This window comes from Paraglaciecola sp. G1-13, from assembly GCF_055809255.1.
This window is the reverse complement of the sequence record NZ_CM147903.1, coordinates 2,074,158-2,095,320: the sequence shown is the minus strand read 5'-3', so window position 1 is coordinate 2,095,320 and position 21,163 is coordinate 2,074,158. Positions and strand designations below refer to the sequence as shown.

Below are 21,163 nucleotides of genomic sequence, written 5' to 3'. Positions count from 1 at the left end.
CTGCGTATTCGTGTTTATAATGACAGCATGTATGAGTATGAGCGTAGTTGCAGATGTAAAAGTAGCGGTTGCAGCGAATTTTAAGCCGACCCTAACGTTGCTCATTGAACAGTTTACGTTAGAACATCCAAGCATAAAAGTCAGTATTTCAAGCGCTTCCACTGGGGTTTTATACGCCCAAATAGAAAGAGGCGCGCCCTTCGACCTATTTTTATCCGCTGATAGCGAACGCCCGAGGCGACTTGAACAAAAATCGTTAGTGGAAAAAAACACACGCAAAAATTATGCGTTAGGCCAGCTTGTATTATGGATCAAGGGCCAAACAAATGTTGCCCCTAGCTCACTGGATACGTTGACGGGTAAGCTTGCTATTGCGAACCCTAAGCTTGCACCTTTTGGTTTAGCCGCTGAGCAAGCGTTAAAAAAGCTCGAAAAGTATGATCAGTTGAGGCTTAGTATCGTGATGGGGAATAACGTTTCCCAAACGGCACATTATATACAAACAGGGGCCGCTCAAGCCGGATTTGTCGCGCTCAGTCAAGTATTAAGTATTATAAGTGCCACCGAAGAGTACTGGTTACTGCCCAGTCACCTTTACTCACCGATAAACCAACAAATGGTCATTATCAAGCAACAGGGGCGCACTGAACAACAAACAAAAGAGACCCTCGCACTGTACCAATATATTCTCGGTACAAAAGGGCAAGGGCTTATAGCAAAAAGGGGTTATCAGAGTAGTGAGATGCAAACTGATTCGGGAGTAAAGCCTGATGCTCAGTAATTTTGTAAGCAGTGAGATATGGCTCGCCACGTTACTAACGTTGAAACTCGCGAGTGCAACGACCTTGGTGCTACTGGTTATTTCAATTCCTTTGGGATGGTGGTTAAGCCAATCGAACAATCCCGTAAAACCCGTTATTGAAGCATGCGTGACTTTACCGTTAATTTTGCCACCTACTGTGCTAGGTTTTTATCTTCTTGTGTTGTTTTCTCCACAGCATCTTTTAGGAGGCGCGTGGGTCTCGGCATTCGACACAACGTTGGTTTTCTCTTTTTACGGCTTACTCTTAGGCTCTATTTTGTATAGTTTGCCATTTATGGTGCAACCAATACGAGACGCATTTTTAAAAGTGGATCGCGACCTCTTAGACGCCAGTCATACCTTAGGAGCGAGTAAAACCAGCACATTCAGGCGTATCATTTTACCTTTAAGCAAACATGGTATTACCACAGGTTGTATTTTAGCGTTCGCCCATACGGTGGGTGAATTTGGTGTGGTACTGCTTATTGGCGGCAATATAGAAAGTGAAACGCGTGTTTTATCTATCCTGCTTTACGATTTAATTGAAACCAATCAAATGGACGCCGCAAATAATGTGGCGTTAATGTTAGTTGGCTTTGCTTTTGTGGTTTTGTTGTCTTTGAGTATGATGAGGCGCAGGGGAAAATATACAATTTTATGATAACGCTGTGAATTTATCACCAGACACAGTGCTTCATTTAATCTCAAAGGGTGGGGTACAACATGGCTAATGTTGTTTTCGTACCAGGGTTAGATACTTGCTCGCCAGCACAACTCAAACCATCACGTTGAAAAGCAAATATGTATAGACGTGATGTGATGTGTTAGCAGTGGAGAAAATGAATAAAGGAAAAGCTGGGGGATAAAAAGCCAAGATAGAATATACATTTTGGGTGATATCTATCTTGGCTATTGTTGTACGCATCTATATTAGATTAGCGTCTCAACGGGTATATTGTGCAAAGACTATTTACTCGTCGTTGCCACAATCATCTTGACACTCACCGTACAGATAAAGGCTGTGATGAATAAGCGTCATGTTGTGGCGTTTAGCAACTTCTTCTTGACGCTTTTCAATTACTTCATCTTCGAACTCAATAACCTTACCGCAATTTAAACATACGAGGTGGTCATGGTGTTTCTTATGACTGATTTCAAAAACAGATTTACCGCCTTCAAAATGGTGACGGTTTAGAATGCCAGCGTCATCAAATTGGTTTAAAACACGATATACCGTGGCCAAACCGATTTCTTCGTCTTGTTCGATGAGGATCTTGTAAACATCTTCAGCACTGATATGTTGATTGTTCGGATCTTGTAGTATTTCGAGGATTTTTAAACGAGGTAATGTGACTTTTAATCCCGCTTTTTTGAGTTCTTTATTTTGGTCCATAGATCCAACTTAGCATTTGATGTAAACAACGTAATCATAAACTGTACCGATTATAGCGTCGGTTATCCAGTCATATCATCGCTTACGAATTCAACAGTTCAATTAAAGGGCGTTTTACTTAATTTAATATTCAAAACCGACCCCAAAATACGTTTTGATTTCTCTTTAATCATAAAAAAGGAGCTCACGCTCCTTTCATAACGAAGGGTGTTACTGCCGAAATTATTGCAGTTCAGCTAAGCACATTTCTTCGTGTATTTGTTTGCACCAAGCCTTTACTCGGCTTTCGGTCAATTCAGGTTGTCTATCTTCATCAATACCAAGGCCGACAAAGTGGTCATCATCAGCCATGCCTTTTGATGCTTCAAAATCGTATCCCTCGGTAGGCCACTGACCAATCAAAATAGCCCCTTTAGCTTCAACGATATCCCTGACCATACCCATAGCGTCTAAGAAGTACTCAGCGTAATCCTCTTGGTCGCCACAACCAAAAATCGCGACCAGTTTATCGGCGAAATCGATTTCTTCTAACTCTGGGAAGAAGTCATCCCAATCACATTGCGCTTCGCCGTAATACCAAGTAGGAATACCAAACATGAGTAAATCAAACTCGGCAATATCCTCTTTACTGCTTTTGGCAATATCGTGTACGTCGATTAGGCCTTTGCCCAATTCTTTTTGAATCATCTTGGCAATATGTTCAGTGTTACCTGTGTCACTACCAAAAAATAGGCCTACGCTCGCCATCGTATTGAATACCTCAAAATCTAGTTATACATGTCTGGTCATTCACCAGAGCCATTAATTCGCTTGCCAGAAAAATTGCACCACGCCCTTAAACAAAAAGCCTGCGGCACCTAAAAACAAGACTAAATAAACAACAACTCTACCTATCATAGGTACGTTATTCTTCTTCAAAACATCATGTACCGCAAAGCCCATGAGTAAGAATAAACCAACCAATGCCAAATCTAAGGCGATGGCTTCAATTTGTTCATAATTTTCGCTTAACATGGGAACTCGCTACATTTCATTGCGGCGCTACTTTAGCATATTGAGGCAGCCTTGAAAAAAACTAATTTCGTAAAAATGTGAGTATGTGATCCGCACACTCTGCCGGTTTTTCAGCGTGCAACCAATGACCAGTCCCTGAAACGACTTTAACGCGGCTTTTGGGGAATAAATCCGTTGTTTGTTTGGTGTATTCTGCGACTAAGTAATCAGACAGTTCACCTTTAAGAAATAAAACGGGTTTGGTGTATTGACTGTCACTGCTAATCGCTTGTGATAACAATGAATAGTCTCTATGCAATAGAGGTAAATTAAAGCGCCAATGCCAAAAGTGTGTTTTGGTATCTTGGTATAAGCTTTTTAATAAAAACTGCCTAACAGAAGCCTCATTGACAAATTTGCTCATCATTTTATCAGCGTCTTTGCGGTCTTGAATGCTTTCAAGCTTTACATTTAGTAAAGATTTAAAAACGTTACTGTGTCTTGGCTCATACGCTACTGGTGCTATGTCAAGCACCGTAAGTGTCGAAATAATTTCTGGATAAGTCAGCGCCATTTGCATAGCGACTTTTCCACCTAAAGAGTGGCCCACTGCATTTACACGTGAAATGTTTAACTGAGCTAAAAGAGCAATAATAGAATCCGCGTAACCAGTAAAACTAAACTGCGCAGAGTGCTCTGACTTTCCATGATCCGGCAAATCAATAGATAGAATATTGAAATCTTGGCTTAATTTACGGCGCAACATAGCGAGGTTATCTAAACTGCCGAATAGACCATGTATTAATAATAACCAAGGCTGATTTTTTTCACCGTGGTCGATTCTGTGGTTAATATTTAAAATAGAAATAATGACCCCTATTAATCAATAAGGTTAGTGGTACTGCGAAGAGAAGAGGGGAGAGCGGCCATAATTCAATGACCACTCATTCACTTAGTCTATTAGATAAGAATCTAGTGATTTACCATTATCAAGTTCAGCTTTGAAAACTTTAGGCATACGACCAATACCAGTCCATTTATGCTCATTACCTGCGCTGTCTTTTAAAATATATTTTACTGGACGTTTTTTGCCCACTTTAGTTGATTTTTTCGCGGGTTCAGCTTTTTGTAAATCGTTGACATCAAGTCCTGCTGCTTCTAATTGCGCTAGGATCTCATTTAGCTTTTCGTTTTTCTCTTTGGCCGCTTCTTGCTGCTCTAATTCTTTCGCTTTACGGTTATCAATAATCGAATTGAGTTTATCTGCGACTGTTTCTAATTCTTCTACCGATAATTCCTTTACCGCTCCTTGTAATCGACGTCCATGAGTCAAAATGCTAATAAAATCACTCATAATTACCCTTCTTATTTAAATGTATATTTTGTTTGAACATATATTTTTACGTGATAGTTAGCAATAAGTTTATCGGAATTTATGATTTTTCATAGTTTTAAAACTTAAATATTCGAATGTTTTAAAATTGAAAAGAAAAAAAGGCGAAATAAAATTCGCCTTTTAGATTCATTAAAACTAATTACATATTTGGGTAATTAGGACCGCCTGCACCCTCTGGTACTACCCATTGGATATTCTGTGTAGGGTCTTTTATATCGCAGGTTTTACAATGTACGCAGTTCTGGGCATTAATCTGCAATGCCTTTTCACCTTGCTCATTATCTATGATTTCATATACCCCGGCCGGGCAGTAACGCTGAGCGGGTTCATCATACAAAGGTAAATTCACGGTAATTGGAACAGCATTATCCTTTAATTTAAGATGACAAGGTTGATCCTCTTCATGATTGGTGTTTGACAAAAATACAGAGGACAACTTATCGAAACTCAGCACACTGTCATATTTTGGATAATCTATTTTCTGGCAGTCTTTGGCCTGCTTAAGTTGTTCATGATCTTTCTCGTTATCAGACAAATTAAAGAACATGTTGCCATTAAAGATATTCTGCTCGAGGGTGTTATAAGCACCGCCGCCAAACGTGCCAAATTTATGTAGCGCAGCACCAAAATTACGCGACCTGAATAGCTCATCGTAGACCCAAGAGTCCTCGAACCGCTTACTGTAATCGACTAAATCCTTACCGCCAGCGTCTTCAGATCCTAATGCGTTAATCAATGTTTCAGCAGCCAACATGCCGGATTTCATGGCCGTGTGATTGCCTTTAATCTTTGCAAAATTCAATGTACCCGCATCGCAACCTACCACTAAGGCACCCGGCAAGGACATCTTAGGTAATGAATTATACCCGCCCTTGGCAATGGCCCTTGCGCCATAGCTCACGCGTTTGCCACCTTCTAAGTATTGTTTAAATACGGGGTGGTGTTTCATGCGCTGGAATTCATCGAACGGGCTCAAGTGCGTATTGCTATAGTTGAGGTCAACGATTAATCCGACAAATACTTGGTTATTTTCAGCATGATATAAATAAGAACCGCCTGACGCTTCGGTTAACGGCCACCCCGCACTGTGAACAACTAAGCCTTCTTGATGCTTACTTGGTTCAATATCCCAAATTTCTTTAAAACCAATAGCATAATGCTGTGGGGACTTGCCTTTATCCAGTTCAAATTTCGCGATGAGTTCTTTGCCTAGATGACCACGGCAGCCTTCTGCGAACACTGTGTATTTGGCACGAAGTTCCATACCAGGCATATAACCATCTTTATGCTCACCATTATGCCCTATGCCCATATCACCGGTTAGCACCCCACCAACACTGCCATCATCATTGTAGATAACTTCTGCTGCTGCGAATCCCGGAAACACTTCAACGCCAAGGGACTCTGCTTGCTCAGCTAACCAGCGAGTGACATTACCCATACTGACAATATAATTGCCTTCGTTGTGCATGGTTTTCGGCGTCATGATATTGGGTAATTTAGTGGCCTTTTCTTCGCTGCGTAAATAATAAATATGATCTTCTTTGACTGGGGTCGTAATAGGCGCCCCCATTGATTGCCAATCTGGAAACAACTCATCCATGGCACGTGTTTCAAATACTGCACCAGATAATATGTGTGCGCCCACTTCAGAGCCTTTTTCAACAACACAGACCATAAGTTCTTGGTCTTTTTCCTGTGCCAATTGCATCAATTTACATGCGGTAGAGAGCCCAGCTGGACCAGCACCGACTATCACAACATCAAACTCCATCGATTCTCGTTCCACCAGTATCTCCTTCTTTATAAATATGTATTAATTAAAAAAATGCGTTTGTGTTTACTCGTCACACAAATTTTACAATTTAGTTGGCAGATGTTTTACGTATAGCGCCGACAAAGCGCAACTTATTTGTATATATATTTTCTATAAGCCACGTTTATGCGGCCTTACGGCTCGGGCCACAGACTACAAATACTGAATGCTGTAGAAACCCTTTTACTTCAAAACCAATCTTTCAACTGCCTATTTTACAATCTAAGTGTTGGCTAAATCATCCTCATTGTCTTTCAAAAGGGGGATATATTGCTTTAGATCATTTGTTCGACAAAGGGGCGGGTTGACGTGTACGTCAACAGAACGTAAATTGAATGTATTCCGTAAATGTAATGTTAATTACATTTTTGTTGCTTAAACGCCTGTCAAATGAGGTGAAAATGAAAATATTAGTGCCGGTAAAACGCGCAATCGATTACAACGTGAAAGTGCGAGTTAAAGCCGATCACAGTGCAGTTGATTTAACCAACGCCAAAATGTCCATCAACCCATTCTGTGAAATCGCGGTTGAAGAAGCAGTCAGACTGAAAGAAAAAGGTGTTGCAACTGAAATAGTGGTTGTTTCCATCGGTGATAAGTCTTGCCAAGAACAAATTAGAACCGCTCTTGCGCTCGGTGCCGATCGCGGTCTGCAAATTGATACCAACGAGTCTTTGGATTCATTGCAAATAGCAAAACTACTTAAGAAGGTGGTTGAAGAAGAGGCCCCTGACTTAGTTATTCTAGGTAAGCAGTCTATTGACTCAGATAATAACCAAACAGGTCAGATGTTAGCAGCGCTTACTGGTATGCCTCAGGGCACGTTTGCATCAGAAGTGAATATCGATGCAGGTAAGGTGAAAGTAACCCGCGAAATTGACGGCGGTCTACAGACAGTAGAGCTTAACTTACCAGCGGTTGTTACCACTGATTTGCGCTTAAATGAACCGCGCTACGCGTCTTTGCCTAATATTATGAAAGCCAAGCGTAAACCCCTTGAAGTAAAAGTAGCCGCTGATTTCGGCGTTGAATTAAGCTCGAATGTGAAGGTGCTCAAAGTGGAGCCACCTGCACAACGTTCTGGTGGCGTGAAAGTAGCTGATGTAGCTGAATTGGTTGATAAATTGAAAAACGAAGCGAAGGTGATCTAATGGCAATTCTTATTTATGCTGAGCACGACAACAGCCAGTTGAAGTCTGAAACACTCAAACTTGCCAATGCTGCGAGCAAGATGGGAGATGAACTCCATCTTTTGGTTGTTGGGTCTAACTGTGCTGATGTGGCTAATCAAGCAAGTGAAGTAGATGGCATCACAAAAGTACTACTAGCAGACAACGCCGCCTATGAGCATCAACTAGCAGAAAATGTCGCTGACTTGGTTGCCGAAATGGGTAAAGACTACAGCCACATTGTTTGTGCCGCGACCACAACGGGCAAAAACTTTATGCCTCGTGTTGCCGCCTTGCTCGACGTAGCACAATTATCAGATGTTATTGGTGTACAAAGTAGTGATACGTTTGTACGTCCTATCTATGCGGGTAATGCGATCGCGACAGTGCAATCAAGTGATAACATAAAAGTGCTAACAGTGCGTACTTCAACATTTGATGCAAATGCTACGGGCAATTCTGCACCGATAGAAGCTATAGACTTAGTGAAGTCATCAAGCATTTCTTCCTTTGTTAGTGCTGAATTAACCAAATCTGAGCGTCCAGAGCTCACAGCTGCTGACGTTGTTATCTCGGGCGGGCGTGGTATGCAAAACGGTGATAACTTCAAATTGCTTGATGGCATAGCAGATAAACTTGGTGCAGCGATGGGCGCATCACGAGCTGCGGTTGATGCTGGGTTTGTGCCAAACGATATGCAAGTTGGTCAAACGGGTAAAATTGTCGCACCCCAGCTTTATATCGCTGTTGGCATATCTGGTGCAATCCAGCATTTAGCCGGTATGAAAGACTCTAAAGTCATCGTTGCTATTAATAAAGACGAAGAAGCACCAATATTCCAGGTGGCTGATTACGGTTTAGTCGGTGATTTGTTTGACGTTCTTCCTGAACTAGAAGCAGCGTTGTAAGCAATACCCTTTATCATTCGAATGCCGCTTTATATAAGCGGCATTTTTTTATCTGCTGTTCGTGGATGTCTTCGTTACATTACTGCTTTGCAGTCCTTCGTAGAATGACCACTAAAGGTCATGCTTATTAAATAGCAATAAGCTCGCTTACTTACATTCATTATCCTGAATACCTGAGTTCACTCTAAACATGAGCAAGCATTTAGGCGTTAGGTTAATTAATCATCGAACAAAGGTACAAGACAAAAAATTCTTTGCGTTGAGTACGACAAGTGTTTAATTTCCTCAAATCATATTTATCATACAAATAAAATTATGGAGGCGTCACTATGGTCGCAACATCAAACAACGTTCTTGCACTAGGAGTGTGCGACTATCCGGAGCACGTTCCGGCTAGTGAATGGAAAACCCATGCAGAACAACAAAAGGCTATGGGCTTGCAATATGTACGTCTAGCAGAGTTTTCGTGGGCTAAAATTGAACCTAGCGACGGCATATTTGATTGGCAATGGCTTGATGATGCGATTGAGATTTATGTTTCACAGGGCCTGAAAATTGTTATGTGCACGCCAACTGCAACTCCCCCTGCATGGTTAGTTCAGAAGTATCCGGAAATGCTAGCAGTTGATGCGCAAGGCCAAACCATGAAGTTTGGCTCTCGTCGCCATTATGACCATGCCAGCGATATTTATCGCCAAGAATGTAAACGTATTACAACCCTTATGGCTCAGCGTTATGGTCAGCACACTGATGTGATTGGTTGGCAAACTGACAATGAACTTGGCCACGAAGGGACAGCAGTATCTTACGGTGGTGCGAGTGCTGAGCGTTTCCCAAAATGGCTTGAAGCTCGATATGAAACCTTAGATGCATTGAATGAGGCATGGGGTTGTGCATTTTGGAGCCAAGACTACTCACAGTGGCAACAGATTTGTCCGCCTAATTTGACTGCTGTACGTCAACCAAATCCATCTCAAGCATTGGATTATCAACGCTTTTGCTCTGATATGATTGAAGAATTTCAACAAGTTCAAATCGATGTACTTAGAGCACTTTCTCCTCATCGCTTTTTGACTCACAATTTTGTCATTTTCGCTCAAGAGTTCGATTTATACAAAGTCGCCAAAAATTTGGATTTTGTCGCTTGGGATAGTTACCCGATCGGCATGTTAGAATTTTTTGCCACGTGGGAAACTGAACAAACAAAGTCGGAGTTTGCTCGGACCGGTCACCCTGATCTAGTGAGTTTTAATCATGATCTATATCGCGGAATTAAAGGCGGCAGAGATTTCTGGGTAATGGAACAACAGTGCGGTCATGCCAACTGGGCGCAGTATAATCCGTTGCCGGCTAAAGGGGCAGTGCAGCTTTGGACCGCCCAAGCCTGGGCCCATGGTGCGAGTTCAGTGACCTATTTTAGATGGCGCGCAAGCCATATGGCACAAGAAATTATGCATTCAGGTTTATTACAACAAGATGGGCGGGCTGACCGGGGGTACCAAGAAGTTAAAGACTTCGATACTGCTCAGTTTGCACTGGAGAAAGTGAACGCTCGAGTTGCTGTGCTTCATGATTACAACAGCTTGTGGGCTTACAACCTTCAACCTCACAATAAAGATCTAAATTATTGGCATCAGTTTATGATGTTTTACAGCGCACTTCGTGAGTTAGGGGTAGACGTAGACATTATTCATCCTGAACAACTTGCGGACAAGGAGTATGCTTTAGTTGTTGCGCCTGCGCTGACTATCATGACATCAGAAATAGCGTCTTATTTGAGCCAAAGTGCTAAAAATAGCCCTATTATTTTTGGGCCTCGCACCGCATTTCGTAATGATACAGGCCGAGTAGCAGAAAAAGGACAATTTCAATTAATAGAAGATTTGGTAGGTATCAAATTAGCAAATTTTGATTCATTGCGCCCAACGCTTTCCCAATCAATTGAACAGAGTGAAACGAGTGCGGAATTTTTTGCAAAACTTTGGTGTGAGAGCTATGAATTAACCGGTGCGGATGCCACACACACGTATGTAAACGGTCCCATGGCAGGACTTGCTGCGGTGACCAAAAAAGATAATGTGAGCGTTATTGGCGCTTTATCAGGGGCTTTAATAAAGAGTATTTTCAAGTCGGCATTAGGTGAAGTAGGTATTGAAACCTTCACATTGCCTAAAGGCATGAGATTGAGTCGACGTGGTGAAACAACCCTTGTGCTGAACTTTAATCAGCAAGACGTAGAATGGAGTGGTACAACCTACCCAGGCGTATCTTTTACAACACTCGACTAAATCTTTAAAATTGGGGGCTCTGCAAATCATTCAAAATGCAGAGCACCCAAGCCATTTTAAAGCTTGATAACCGAGTTTTCTTCATTAGACATCGGAGACATGGCATAAGCATCAGCCTGCCAGTCATTCTCATACGCTTTACCGTCTAACAAGTAACGAAACTGATATTCTTTCTCAATGGGCAGGTCCATGGCTGCAGAGAAACTACCATTCTTAAGCTTCTTCATAACAGTAGCTTTCTTATCCCAACCATTGAAGTCACCCACGATACTGACAGAATCTGCTGCTTTAGCCTCTTCCTTGCTGATTTTAAATGTGACCTTACAAACGGGTTTCGATTTTAAATATTGTTTCTTAAAAGCCATAATTTCCTCTCAAACGTAATTAAAGAACAGATTTTGTGCATTTATACACCAATTAGCCGTAATTTTATAATAATTTGTAATAAAACTACGAAATAATCCTAAAATTCTTAAACTCTTATAGTGTTTGACTAAACTATTAAACTTCGTCATCGCGCATTATTACCGCAGCGGAATAGCGTGTTATTTAATAGCACATCCTAAACCACTATCATCTTCAAATAGCTCGTTATGACAATCCTTACTAGAGACTAAAACGCGCATTTTAGATATGCATCTCTATTTTAGCGCACATAACTTGCCCTAAATTGATGCATATCATTTGTTTTTCTTATTTTAGCCATTGACGACATAAGGACAAAAATTCAGCACCACTCTTGTAACTATTTGATGCGCATGATTTTCTTTAGTTTAACAGCGCATTATTTGGCAAATCAGCTAGGTATTGTGTTTAATACTCAGCTCAATAGCTTTTACTAAGCATAAACTGTGCTCAATATGATTTACGTTAGCTAATTCACCGTTGCTAAGCTTTATGATGTGAAATATACCCTGATAGTTATCAGCTGTTAAACGTACAGGCTCAACGTCTAAATTTCTTCCCGTATTGGCTGGGAGACAAACCAGTGTGTTTTTTGAAAAGTCGGGTGAATGAGCTCAAATCATCGTAACCCACGAGATTCACAATGCGCTCTACGCTATGAGCAGATGCTTCTAAATGCTTTTTCGCTGCTTCAACTCTCACACCTTGCAAGTAGGCTAGGGGGGATTGTTCCGTTGCGCGCTTAAAGCGGCGAACAAAAGTACGAGATGTTAAATTTACTTTTTCGCACAAGGTGTCTACCACAATTTTTTGCGCGAAATTCTCCTCAAGCCATTGTTGTACAGCGAGAATTTCCACATCCTGATGGTATTTCTTAGTGCGCAAAGAAGCGTAAGCAGATTGGTCCCCACGAGATAAATCGATAACGTGAGCCTTGGCTGTTGTGGTCGCGATATCATGGCCAGCGTAACGCTCGATCAATAAGAGTGCTAAATCAAACCACGCCATTCCTCCGCCTGAACAAAAAATGTTGTCTTGCTCGGTGATCATTCTATCGATTTGCAAATTAACATTGGGATATAGCTGCCTAAATAAGTCTGCGTAGCCCCAATGTGTTGTTGCCATACGCTTGTCAAGTATTCCTGCCTGAGCTAAAAAAAAAGCGCCACTGCAGTTACTCGCGATATCTGCTCCTAAAGCGTGGTGTTTTCTTATATGGGCTAAGAGTTCAACATTATTTTTAAGGACATCAATGGGATCACCACCAATGGTAGGAATAAGGAGGAGATCAGTTTTGTCTACACTTTCTATTGACACATGGGCATTCAATTCAAGCTGATTAATACATTTAACCTGCTTTTGGCATAACGAGGCTATTTGAACATCAAACAGCGGTTTGATGGGTAATCCCTGCATCCGCTGCCAAGTAATACCTGCTAAACCAAATATATCTAGCACCCCAGTGATAGCACTAGCGTAGGCTTGATCGAATCCCAAAATAGTCACTTTGTACACTAATTCGCCCTCTCTATAAACCCGTGTTTTTAGCGCGTATCACGGAGCGTTATATCTGTCATATACGACCATTATTATGTCATATATGACAATTAATCGCCTGACTTTTATCTGCGAAGCTAAGCACCGTTAAAAGAATGTTGCCTTTATAAGAGTCGAAACATATCAACAAATACTTATATGTTTGGCGTAAGCGGCAAGTTAATCAGAGAAGGTGTGGGTAAAATGAGTGAAGAATTAGTCAGTCGTAAAGAACTAGCATTTCAATTGTACGAGTTGCTCGATACAGAGTCCTTGTGTGATAAAGAGCGATTCAGTGAACACAACAAAGATACGTTCGATGCAGTCATGGACACCGCGGAGAAAATCGCACGGGAAAAGTTTGCACCACATAATCGAAAGGCTGACCTCAATGAGCCGACCTTTGATGGTGAGAAAGTTCACATGATCCCTGAAGTAAAGGAGGCGTTCGATGCCTACGCAGAATCAGGGTTAATTGCCGGCCGTTTCGATTTTGATGATGGCGGTATGCAACTGCCAGAAACTATTATGATGGCGTGTTCAAGTTACTTTACCGCGTCGAACCCCTCCAGCACATCTTACTCATTCTTGACAGTTGCAGCAGCCAACGTGATCAAGAACTTTGCTGAGCAGAGTATTAAAGATAAGTTTATGCCGCGTATGCTTACAGGTGAGTTTACTGGGACTATGGCGTTAACTGAGCCACATGCCGGTTCTTCTCTTGCTGATATAACCACAAATGCAAAGCCGGCTGATGATGGTACGTATCGTATTAAGGGCAGTAAGATGTTCATTTCGGCGGGTGATCATGAATTATCTGACAACATTGTGCATTTGGTGCTAGCAAAGATTCAAGGCGCGCCTGCGGGTGTTAAGGGTATTTCACTTTTTGTGGTGCCAAAATTTCGTCTCGATGAAAACGGCGAGCCAGCACAGCGTAATGATGTCTCATTGGCAGGACTTATTCATAAGATGGGGTATCGAGGCACTACTTCTACCGTCTTATCGTTCGGCGAAAAAGACGATTGCCACGGCTACTTAGTAGGCGAAGCGCATCAAGGCCTTAAGTATATGTTCTTGATGATGAACGAAGCGCGAATTGGTGTTGGTTTTGGTGCCGCTATGCTTGGGTATTCAGGCTATCGTTACTCGTTGGGCTACGCTAAAGAAAGAACACAGGGGCGTGTTGCGCCAAACAACAAACCGACCGACAAACCAGCCACTATCATTAAACATGGTGATGTAAAGCGCATGCTATTAGCGCAAAAGTCATATGTCGAAGGTGCTATGTCATTGTGTTTTTATGCTTCCAGACTAGTTGACGAACTGCATATAGCAGAAACACCAGAGGCGAAACAGAGGACAGCTGAGCTGCTTGATCTGTTAACCCCTGTGGTGAAAGCATGGCCCAGCGAATTCGGCCCGAAAGCTAATGATTTAGCAATTCAAATTCTGGGCGGCTCAGGCTATACCAGAGAATATCCAGTAGAGCAGTGCTGGCGCGATAACCGTTTAAATCCGATTCATGAGGGGACGAACGGTATTCAAGCGTTAGATCTGATGACACGTAAATTGTGGCAGGCAGATGGCGCTGGTTTAGTGCAATTACAAAAAGTCATGGGCGAAGACTTCGCTAAAGCTCAACACCCAGTGAGCAAACAGCTTATCGCTGAGCTTCAACCTTACTTATTAAAACTGCAAAAGCTTATTCCTGTCATAGGCGCGGAGTTAGCAGGTGAAAACCAAAATGCACTGCTAGCCAATGCGAGTTGCTTCTTAACCATATTTGGCCAAGTAGTTGTCAGTTGGATGTGGATTAGGCAGGCAATTACGTCAGAAGAAGCACTTAATAAAAATGCGGTATCACAGGATGATGAAGCATTTTATCGCGGAAAATTACAAGCTGCGAAGTATTTCCTTGATTGGGAATTACCATTGACGGACCGGGATTTTAAAGTGTTAAGCAGCATGAGTGACAGCTGCAGTGCGATGCAAGAAACTTGGTTTTAAATTATATTAATTAGGGATGGGTAGCAGCGTTTAATATGGAATAAGAGCGCTTTAATTGGCGAAGCGCGGATCCAATTATCTATCCCTATTTCTGAATTGCGCTTGTTAAAAACCCCAGAGGTACAAACGAATTTGAGTATAAGGTGGAATACAGCTAATGAGTGACAACAGTGTTGCTGGAAAGCATATATTAATTACAGGTGGGGCCTCAGGAATTGGGGCCGAGTCTGCTTTGTTACTGAGTAAACGAGGGGCCAGTATCACACTGGGAGATCTAAACGACGTCGATGGCAATGCTCTGGTTCAACGCATCTGTGATGAAGGCGGTCAAGCGCGTTTTGTTAAAGTAGATGTCAGCGAAAGTGCATCCGTTGCGGCACTTTTTGATTCGGCCATTGATGAATTAGGTAATATCGATGTGTTGATAAACAATGCTGGCATTGATCACGATCCTAAATTTATGCTGGAAATAGACGACGCTACCTTTCATAAAAACATCGCGGTGAATGTGAATGGTGTGTGGTTTTGCATGAAACAGGCATTGGCTCATATGATGCAAAATGGCGGTGGCCATGTGATCAATATCTCATCTGTGGCAGGTATTCGCGCCGCTCCCACGCTATCGGCCTATAGCGCAGCGAAACATGCAGTGGTGGGTTTAACCAAGTCAGCAGCGGTGGAATATGCCCGGCACAATATACGTTTTAATGCTGTCTGCCCCAGCTTCATTCGCACCCCTATGGTGGAAAATGTTTTGTCTAAATTAGATGAACGTGGGCAAAAAGCACTCGTCAAGGCTAATCCAATGAAACGCCTTGGAGAGCCACAAGAAGTGGCTGGCGCGATTGCTTGGTTATGTACAGCAGAGTCAAGTTTTATGACCGGCCATACCGTAGTACTCGACGGTGGTATGACTGCGTAACGTGTTATTAATACTTAAGGACAATAAATGAAAACAGAATTATTTGATCTAACTGGCAAAGTTGCCCTGGTAACCGGTGCAAGCCGGGGTATCGGTGAGTCTATTGCTAGATTACTGGCCACCTACGGCGCACATGTGATTGTATCAAGCCGCAAGTTAGACGGTTGTGAAGCGGTTGCTAAAAGCATTCGCGATTCAGGTGGTAAAGCTACTGCGATGGCATGTCATGTAGGTGAAATGGCGCAAATAGACGCCACGTTTGACGCTATCAAGAAAGACTTTGGGCAATTGGATATATTAGTGAATAACGCTGCAGCTAATCCATATTTCGGTCATATATTAGATACTGACTTGGCGGCTTATGAAAAGACGGTAGATGTGAACATTAGAGGCTATTTCTTTATGTCTATCGCCGCCGGAAACATAATGAAAGAGCAGGGTGGCGGGGTTATCCTCAATACAGCATCGATCAACGGTATTTCTCCAGGCAATATGCAGGGAATTTATTCTGTAACGAAAGCTGCGGTGATCAGCATGACTAAGGCATTTGCAAAAGAGTGCGGCTCGCTAAACATTCGAGTGAACGCATTACTGCCTGGTTTAACCGAAACGAAATTCGCATCGGCTTTGACATCCAATGACAAAATTCTTAAACAAGCTTTGATGACGATCCCATTAGGACGTGTTGCTCAGCCTGACGAAATGGCTGGAACCGTATTGTACCTGGTATCTGATGCATCTTCATACACGACAGGTACAACAGTCACAGTGGACGGAGGGTACTTAGCCTAAACTATTTAAAAGCGTGTTGCCCGTAAATAGAAATGAAGCCGTCAGTGTAACGAATACACTGGCGGCTTTTTATGCTGAATCAATGAGATTTGTTATTTACGGCTTTTTAACCCATGCACCGTTAACCAACACAAAATGCCCAGTGTCGGTTTTTTCATAGGCTTTCTTCGCAGCTAATTTTTCAACTTGCTCAAGAGTAAGGTTATTCTTAGTGGCTAATTGCGCATACTTTTGCTTTCGTTTGTCGTTTACTTCTTTGATCAAAGAAATCACGTCAGGCTTACTGACTACTGCGCCAAGATAACCGTCTGTTTGCTCGCCAACCAAACCTTGTGCTTTAGCGTCATCCAATTCTATTGCAAAGCTCATACTGGCGAATAGTAAGGACGATGCTGCTAGCAATGTAGGTAATAGGTTCGTTTTCATGTTCACTCCTTAAAATAATTCACTGTCATCGCTGAATAAGTCATCTAACTCTTTATCAACTTTCACACGTATTTCGTGATCTATCTTTACATTAATGTTGATAGTAATGGGTTCTTTCGTTTCTACTTGCACTTTATGAGTACAAGCGCTCAACGGTAACAAGGCCGCCATTAGCCAATACATTTTCACTCTTCACCACCTTTTTTAATGTTATGTTCAATTTGACTCTGTACCGAGTCAGTTAATCTTAAAGAACGCATCAAGGTTAGAATATTTTCCTCGTGGTGGTAATTAAAATTAACTGCTTGTTGTTGCGTTGGATTTTTTCCTAATATAGAGAAATCCAAAAGCAATAATCCATCGGAATTTAACTTCACTTTACTACTTAGTTTTTCAAACTCTAGATCTTTCAAATAAAGCAACTCGGTTTGTTGTTGGGCAATGGAATCAAATGCGGGGTTGCCATCAATTTTAAGGGCACCAGCACTGTCACTCTTTAAAAGGCCGTTATCGATATTCACTTTGCCGTCTTCTAACGTCAAAGGCAATATCCCACTAACAGAGCCAGTCACATCAATACCACTTTGTTGCTGTAATTCAACAATTTCGGCTAAGTCAATATTGTTCATGGTGAGCTGAGCGTTTTGGTTGCGCTTGTCTAACCAGAAACCGCCTAATATGAAGTTACCACCTAATACGTTACCCGTCGCTTTGTCGACTTTAAGACTGTTGTTTTTGATTGAGTAGTCCAAAGCAATATTACAGATAGGTACCCCAGTATTCGCATTCAGTATAGTTAACCTAGCGTCATCAAGCTGAAGACCCGCTGAATCAGAATATACGTTACTGTGAGTTGCAATACCGCTGGCACTGAAGTCTGCGTATTTTATCTCTGCGTTAACAAGTTCGATAGATGCCTGTAAATCTTGACCATCTGACTTCATCTGAGCATCAATATCCAATGTACCATCTTGCAGTATAAGCTTCGGCAAAAACCGGCTAGCGACTGCTTGCAAGCTGTCTATGGATTGCTGGCGCATCATTAGATTAAGCTGCTGTCCAGATTGGCCGAGTTTAAACTGCAAGGACTTTTCTATTGACACATCATGCTGGCTATTTAATGTGCTAGAGCTGCGCTGTGCTGTAATGTCATGTCGTACATCAATGCTCGAAAAAGTTAGATACTGCTTCGCAGATACATTAATAGCGATGCCACTGAGTATCGAGTCACCGCTAAAGTCAAGACGATTAAAATCAGATACATTACCGGTTAGATGATTCGTTAGTTTGTTTACCAATACAGCATCTCGTTTGATTTGCGACGAGGTGACATCAGACATCACAGAAACATTGTTTATAGTTTCCCCGGATAGGGTGAGGGCGGCCTGAACTGATTTTATCGTGATAGGGATGCTCGCCTCCTCTGGACTCAAATAACGTAAACCATTTGCATTTGCTGTTAATTGCAATGCAATTCCTCTTCGCGAAGACACAGATCCACTGGCGCTCATCGAAAACGTATTATTGGTAAAACCTGCCTGTGAAAAATTTTCGGCCTCAATGACTCCATCAATTTGACTTAATGACCAATCTCGGCCATTTACTTCTACGTACGCACTATGAGATAGCGTTATTGGTGGCAGAGGTGATTGCTTGGCTAAATTTTCACTCGGTTTTACGTGTTTTTTTAAATTCAGTTGCCCTTTTAGGGTAAGCCTACTTTCAATATGAATGGGCGATTTTTCATTTGGAAACGAAATGCCTGTATCAATTAGCGTTAGCGCTAATGCTTTGTTTTCATCAGTGAGTGACAAGAAAGGAACCACTGCATCATTGAGTGTGACTAACATAGGTGTTGATGATGTGAGTGAAAACACGTTAGGTAACTTAATCGGCACCTGCGGCAGCAATGCCAGACAGTCGTCACCGAATACAATACGGTTGTCTAAAGCAGAAACATCTAAACTGAGTTGTTGGGTTAACAGTGAAATATCAGCAACCACAAGCCCATCGATTTCAGACTGTATTGAACACGAATTGTGATTGTAATGAAAAGAGGTATTAAGACTATGTTTTGAGGAAAGCTGGTTACCGTCAAATCTGAGATGAGTACTGATCTGAGTATTCATAAAAGAAGTTTGATTTAGCAAAGGCTTGAGATCCGCCAGTTGCGTTTCATTAAGGCTAACGAGACCGATGACTTCAGATAGCACCCATTCGATATCAGCCGTAATAGCGCTTTGCTCACTTTCATCATCAGTTGTTGTCAAATAAAGCGTTGCTTGAATATCACCTTCGAATTTCAAAGAATCGGGTGTTGGTTGAATAAGGCTAAAGGTCAGTGACTCTTTTAGTACATCGCTGTTAATCGTGACTTCATCAATGGTTACTTTGGGGAAGTTAACTGGTAGTTTCCAGCTGGTTATGTCTATGGGTGCGATATTAGATGAGGGTTTATCAGCGCTTTTACTCGAAATGTGATGAACAATCAGCGATGAAGTATAAAGTGTATTTTTTGGGTACGAGAATAGCGCGTCCTCGATTTTAGCTTTTATCCCCGGAGCTTGTAAGCACAACTCTTCCAATTCGATATTCAATTGGCTATCAATATCAAACGATAGGCAGTTCACAGTGATGTGTTGATCACGAGCGTAGTGCTCTATGAAAAAGATGCTAATTGCGTTTCTGAAAAAATACGTTGTAGCGACAATGATGAACAATATAACAAAAGAAAGGAGCGGAACAGCGTAGCGCTTTTGAGAAAACAGTTTACCCACTGAGAACAGCCTAGCAAGAAGCGAATCAAGGCTAGTACAGTAACAAAAAATGCAGATATTAATCTAAGAAAAATTTCTGCGCTTTACCCGAAACACGATAAAACGCAGAGGATGAATACTCTATTTAACGATTAAGACGCTGAGCGGCGAGGGCTGGCATTTTTAGGCCCATTACCCCGGCGGTTACCAGAGTGGTGCCCACGAGCATTATCACCAGAACGTTGGCCATCTCGGTGTTGTACTCGAGGCTTTTTAGGCTTTTTAGGTTTAATGGGGCGCGAATCTAATCTTGATTCAGGTAATGCATGAGCAGGCTCAAACCCTTCAATCCCCTTGCGTGGAATGATTTGCTTAGTAAAACGTTCAATATCAGCCAGCAAGGAAAACTCATCCGCGGTGACAAGTGAAATAGCTTGTCCACTTGCACCAGCACGCCCTGTGCGACCGATACGGTGAACGTAATCTTCTGCTACATTGGGTAGGTCATAGTTGACTACCTGGGGTAATTGACTGATATCTAGACCACGAGCGGCAATATCGGTCGCCACTAATGCACGCACTTTACCGCTTTTAAACTCGGCCAGCGCTTTTGTACGAGCGCCTTGGCTTTTGTTACCGTGAATAGCGGCTGAGGTGATTCCACGCGCTTCAAGTTGCTTGGCGATCCGATTCGCACCATGTTTGGTGCGGCTAAATACCAACACTTGTTGCCAATCATTGTCTTTAATCATGCGAATCAAAGCGGGTGTCTTTTGATTCTTATCAACGGGGCACACAAACTGTTCCACGGCTTCTACTGTTGTATTAGGCGGGGAAACAGATACTTCGACTGGGTTATTCACAAGCCCTTTCGCTAATGCACGTATATCATCTGAAAAGGTGGCTGAAAAAAGTAAGTTTTGACGTTTCGTTGGTAGCAGCTTTAGCACTTTTTTGATGTCGTGAATAAAGCCCATATCTAGCATACGGTCCGCTTCATCCAGCACCAAAATTTCTAAATCGTCAAATCTAACCGCATTCTGGTTATACAGGTCAAGCAAGCGCCCCGGTGTGGCGACTAGAATATCGACGCCTTTGCGCAACTTAATCATCTGTGGGTTGATGCCAACACCACCAAACACAACAGCTGAGCGCAATGGAAGATCCTTGCCATAGTCAACCACACTAGCAGCGACTTGCGCTGCAAGTTCACGCGTAGGAGTTAACACTAATGCACGAGCTTGGTTTCCACGTGCATGTGTTCCACGATTCAGCAATTCGAGTAAAGGCAGAGTAAAGCCCGCTGTTTTACCTGTACCGGTTTGTGCTGCTGCCATGATGTCCTTGCCTTCTAATATGGCAGGTATGGCTTGTGCTTGAATTGGAGATGGGTCTGTGTAGCCTTTCGCTGTAACGGCAGACAAAATTGCGGGGGATAAGCCTAAATCGGCAAAACTCATATTTTACTCGCTGGTCGTGAATTAATTATCAAATTCTATGCTGCTTTTTCAAGCATTATAGAGAGGGCGGGAGGATACAGTATATCCCGTG

General features: G+C 42.2%; 20 protein-coding genes. 8 read left to right on the top strand and 12 right to left on the bottom strand.

Annotated features, from left to right (window positions below; genetic code table 11):
• The first annotated feature begins 31 nt into the window (after positions 1-31).
• Positions 32-781, top strand: coding sequence for a molybdate ABC transporter substrate-binding protein (modA, locus tag AC0L6N_RS08795; protein ID WP_473480570.1), 750 nt, complete (start codon positions 32-34; stop codon positions 779-781).
• Positions 771-1,463, top strand: coding sequence for a molybdate ABC transporter permease subunit (gene modB / locus AC0L6N_RS08790; RefSeq protein ID WP_473480567.1), 693 nt, complete (start codon positions 771-773; stop codon positions 1,461-1,463). The genes modA and modB overlap by 11 nt, the downstream gene beginning before the upstream one ends.
• A 309-nt stretch (positions 1,464-1,772) precedes the next feature.
• Here the strand turns inward: modB and fur are convergent, their stop codons facing one another.
• The 6 genes from fur to AC0L6N_RS08760 all read right to left on the bottom strand — a co-directional run bounded on the left by fur (position 1,773) and on the right by AC0L6N_RS08760 (position 6,373).
• Positions 1,773-2,195, bottom strand: a complete 423-nt coding sequence (fur, locus tag AC0L6N_RS08785; RefSeq protein WP_011574956.1) for a ferric iron uptake transcriptional regulator — start codon at positions 2,193-2,195, stop codon at positions 1,773-1,775.
• Positions 2,196-2,417: 222 nt separating this feature from the next.
• Positions 2,418-2,942: a flavodoxin FldA gene (gene fldA, locus AC0L6N_RS08780; RefSeq protein WP_011574955.1), complete on the bottom strand. Its 525-nt coding sequence runs from the start codon at positions 2,940-2,942 to the stop codon at positions 2,418-2,420.
• A 54-nt stretch (positions 2,943-2,996) separates the two neighbouring features.
• Positions 2,997-3,209, bottom strand: coding sequence for a DUF2788 domain-containing protein (locus tag AC0L6N_RS08775; protein WP_006993318.1), 213 nt, complete (start codon positions 3,207-3,209; stop codon positions 2,997-2,999).
• A gap of 61 nt (positions 3,210-3,270) precedes the next feature.
• Positions 3,271-4,029 (bottom strand): alpha/beta fold hydrolase, encoded by a 759-nt coding sequence (locus tag AC0L6N_RS08770; RefSeq protein ID WP_473481294.1) that lies wholly within the window; start codon positions 4,027-4,029, stop codon positions 3,271-3,273.
• 111 nt (positions 4,030-4,140) lie between these two features.
• Positions 4,141-4,542 (bottom strand): H-NS histone family protein, encoded by a 402-nt coding sequence (locus tag AC0L6N_RS08765; protein WP_473480565.1) that lies wholly within the window; start codon positions 4,540-4,542, stop codon positions 4,141-4,143.
• Between the two features lie 181 nt (positions 4,543-4,723).
• Complete coding sequence (locus AC0L6N_RS08760) at positions 4,724-6,373, bottom strand: electron transfer flavoprotein-ubiquinone oxidoreductase (RefSeq protein WP_473480563.1); 1,650 nt, start codon at positions 6,371-6,373, stop codon at positions 4,724-4,726.
• Positions 6,374-6,801: 428 nt separating this feature from the next.
• Between AC0L6N_RS08760 and AC0L6N_RS08755 the strand changes: the two genes are divergently transcribed.
• The 3 genes from AC0L6N_RS08755 to AC0L6N_RS08745 all read left to right on the top strand — a co-directional run bounded on the left by AC0L6N_RS08755 (position 6,802) and on the right by AC0L6N_RS08745 (position 10,765).
• Positions 6,802-7,551, top strand: a complete 750-nt coding sequence (locus tag AC0L6N_RS08755; RefSeq protein ID WP_473480561.1) for an electron transfer flavoprotein subunit beta/FixA family protein — start codon at positions 6,802-6,804, stop codon at positions 7,549-7,551.
• The gene (locus AC0L6N_RS08750) at positions 7,551-8,477 is read left to right on the top strand and encodes an electron transfer flavoprotein subunit alpha/FixB family protein (RefSeq protein ID WP_473480559.1); all 927 of its coding nucleotides are present in this window, start codon (positions 7,551-7,553) and stop codon (positions 8,475-8,477) included. Before AC0L6N_RS08755 ends, AC0L6N_RS08750 begins: the two co-directional genes overlap by 1 nt.
• Before the next feature lie 329 nt (positions 8,478-8,806).
• On the top strand, positions 8,807-10,765 hold the full coding sequence (locus tag AC0L6N_RS08745; protein ID WP_473480557.1) for a beta-galactosidase: 1,959 nt from the start codon (positions 8,807-8,809) through the stop codon (positions 10,763-10,765).
• A 56-nt stretch (positions 10,766-10,821) separates the two neighbouring features.
• Here AC0L6N_RS08745 and AC0L6N_RS08740 read toward each other — a convergent pair whose 3' ends face one another.
• Positions 10,822-11,130 (bottom strand): isoamylase early set domain-containing protein, encoded by a 309-nt coding sequence (locus AC0L6N_RS08740; protein ID WP_473480555.1) that lies wholly within the window; start codon positions 11,128-11,130, stop codon positions 10,822-10,824.
• A 580-nt stretch (positions 11,131-11,710) separates the two neighbouring features.
• Entirely contained in the window at positions 11,711-12,685 is a 975-nt protein-coding gene (locus tag AC0L6N_RS08735; protein ID WP_473480553.1) for a GlxA family transcriptional regulator, read from the bottom strand.
• A gap of 225 nt (positions 12,686-12,910) precedes the next feature.
• Here AC0L6N_RS08735 and AC0L6N_RS08730 point away from each other — a divergent pair, with 225 nt between their 5' ends.
• The 3 genes from AC0L6N_RS08730 to AC0L6N_RS08720 all read left to right on the top strand — a co-directional run bounded on the left by AC0L6N_RS08730 (position 12,911) and on the right by AC0L6N_RS08720 (position 16,430).
• On the top strand, positions 12,911-14,716 hold the full coding sequence (locus AC0L6N_RS08730; RefSeq protein ID WP_473480551.1) for an acyl-CoA dehydrogenase: 1,806 nt from the start codon (positions 12,911-12,913) through the stop codon (positions 14,714-14,716).
• 157 nt (positions 14,717-14,873) lie between these two features.
• Positions 14,874-15,638: an SDR family NAD(P)-dependent oxidoreductase gene (locus AC0L6N_RS08725; RefSeq protein ID WP_473480549.1), complete on the top strand. Its 765-nt coding sequence runs from the start codon at positions 14,874-14,876 to the stop codon at positions 15,636-15,638.
• A gap of 27 nt (positions 15,639-15,665) precedes the next feature.
• A complete protein-coding gene (locus tag AC0L6N_RS08720; RefSeq protein ID WP_011574944.1) occupies positions 15,666-16,430 on the top strand; it encodes an SDR family oxidoreductase in 765 nt (254 codons plus the stop codon).
• A 96-nt stretch (positions 16,431-16,526) separates the two neighbouring features.
• On the opposite strand, the gene AC0L6N_RS08715 is transcribed toward AC0L6N_RS08720, so the two are convergent.
• The 4 genes from AC0L6N_RS08715 to AC0L6N_RS08700 all read right to left on the bottom strand — a co-directional run bounded on the left by AC0L6N_RS08715 (position 16,527) and on the right by AC0L6N_RS08700 (position 21,072).
• Positions 16,527-16,856, bottom strand: coding sequence for a YdbL family probable chaperone protein (locus AC0L6N_RS08715; protein WP_473480547.1), 330 nt, complete (start codon positions 16,854-16,856; stop codon positions 16,527-16,529).
• Between the two features lie 9 nt (positions 16,857-16,865).
• The gene (locus AC0L6N_RS08710; protein WP_011574942.1) at positions 16,866-17,039 is read right to left on the bottom strand and encodes a YnbE family lipoprotein; all 174 of its coding nucleotides are present in this window, start codon (positions 17,037-17,039) and stop codon (positions 16,866-16,868) included.
• A 2-nt stretch (positions 17,040-17,041) separates the two neighbouring features.
• Positions 17,042-19,633, bottom strand: a complete 2,592-nt coding sequence (locus AC0L6N_RS08705) for an intermembrane phospholipid transport YdbH family protein (RefSeq protein WP_473480545.1) — start codon at positions 19,631-19,633, stop codon at positions 17,042-17,044.
• A gap of 131 nt (positions 19,634-19,764) precedes the next feature.
• Positions 19,765-21,072, bottom strand: a complete 1,308-nt coding sequence (locus AC0L6N_RS08700; RefSeq protein ID WP_473480543.1) for a DEAD/DEAH box helicase — start codon at positions 21,070-21,072, stop codon at positions 19,765-19,767.
• Positions 21,073-21,163 lie beyond the last annotated feature (91 nt).

Bases quoted from the DNA above. Each gene is read 5' to 3' on its own strand.
- modA (WP_473480570.1), top strand. From the start codon at position 32: ATGAGTATGAGCGTAGTTGCAGATGTAAAAGTAGCGGTTGCAGCGAAT.
- modB (WP_473480567.1), top strand. From the start codon at position 771: ATGCTCAGTAATTTTGTAAGCAGTGAGATATGGCTCGCCACGTTACTA.
- fur (WP_011574956.1), bottom strand. From the start codon at position 2,195: ATGGACCAAAATAAAGAACTCAAAAAAGCGGGATTAAAAGTCACATTA.
- fldA (WP_011574955.1), bottom strand. From the start codon at position 2,942: ATGGCGAGCGTAGGCCTATTTTTTGGTAGTGACACAGGTAACACTGAA.
- AC0L6N_RS08775 (WP_006993318.1), bottom strand. From the start codon at position 3,209: ATGTTAAGCGAAAATTATGAACAAATTGAAGCCATCGCCTTAGATTTG.
- AC0L6N_RS08765 (WP_473480565.1), bottom strand. From the start codon at position 4,542: ATGAGTGATTTTATTAGCATTTTGACTCATGGACGTCGATTACAAGGA.
- AC0L6N_RS08755 (WP_473480561.1), top strand. From the start codon at position 6,802: ATGAAAATATTAGTGCCGGTAAAACGCGCAATCGATTACAACGTGAAA.
- AC0L6N_RS08750 (WP_473480559.1), top strand. From the start codon at position 7,551: ATGGCAATTCTTATTTATGCTGAGCACGACAACAGCCAGTTGAAGTCT.
- AC0L6N_RS08745 (WP_473480557.1), top strand. From the start codon at position 8,807: ATGGTCGCAACATCAAACAACGTTCTTGCACTAGGAGTGTGCGACTAT.
- AC0L6N_RS08740 (WP_473480555.1), bottom strand. From the start codon at position 11,130: ATGGCTTTTAAGAAACAATATTTAAAATCGAAACCCGTTTGTAAGGTC.
- AC0L6N_RS08730 (WP_473480551.1), top strand. From the start codon at position 12,911: ATGAGTGAAGAATTAGTCAGTCGTAAAGAACTAGCATTTCAATTGTAC.
- AC0L6N_RS08725 (WP_473480549.1), top strand. From the start codon at position 14,874: ATGAGTGACAACAGTGTTGCTGGAAAGCATATATTAATTACAGGTGGG.
- AC0L6N_RS08720 (WP_011574944.1), top strand. From the start codon at position 15,666: ATGAAAACAGAATTATTTGATCTAACTGGCAAAGTTGCCCTGGTAACC.
- AC0L6N_RS08715 (WP_473480547.1), bottom strand. From the start codon at position 16,856: ATGAAAACGAACCTATTACCTACATTGCTAGCAGCATCGTCCTTACTA.
- AC0L6N_RS08710 (WP_011574942.1), bottom strand. From the start codon at position 17,039: ATGTATTGGCTAATGGCGGCCTTGTTACCGTTGAGCGCTTGTACTCAT.
- AC0L6N_RS08700 (WP_473480543.1), bottom strand. From the start codon at position 21,072: ATGAGTTTTGCCGATTTAGGCTTATCCCCCGCAATTTTGTCTGCCGTT.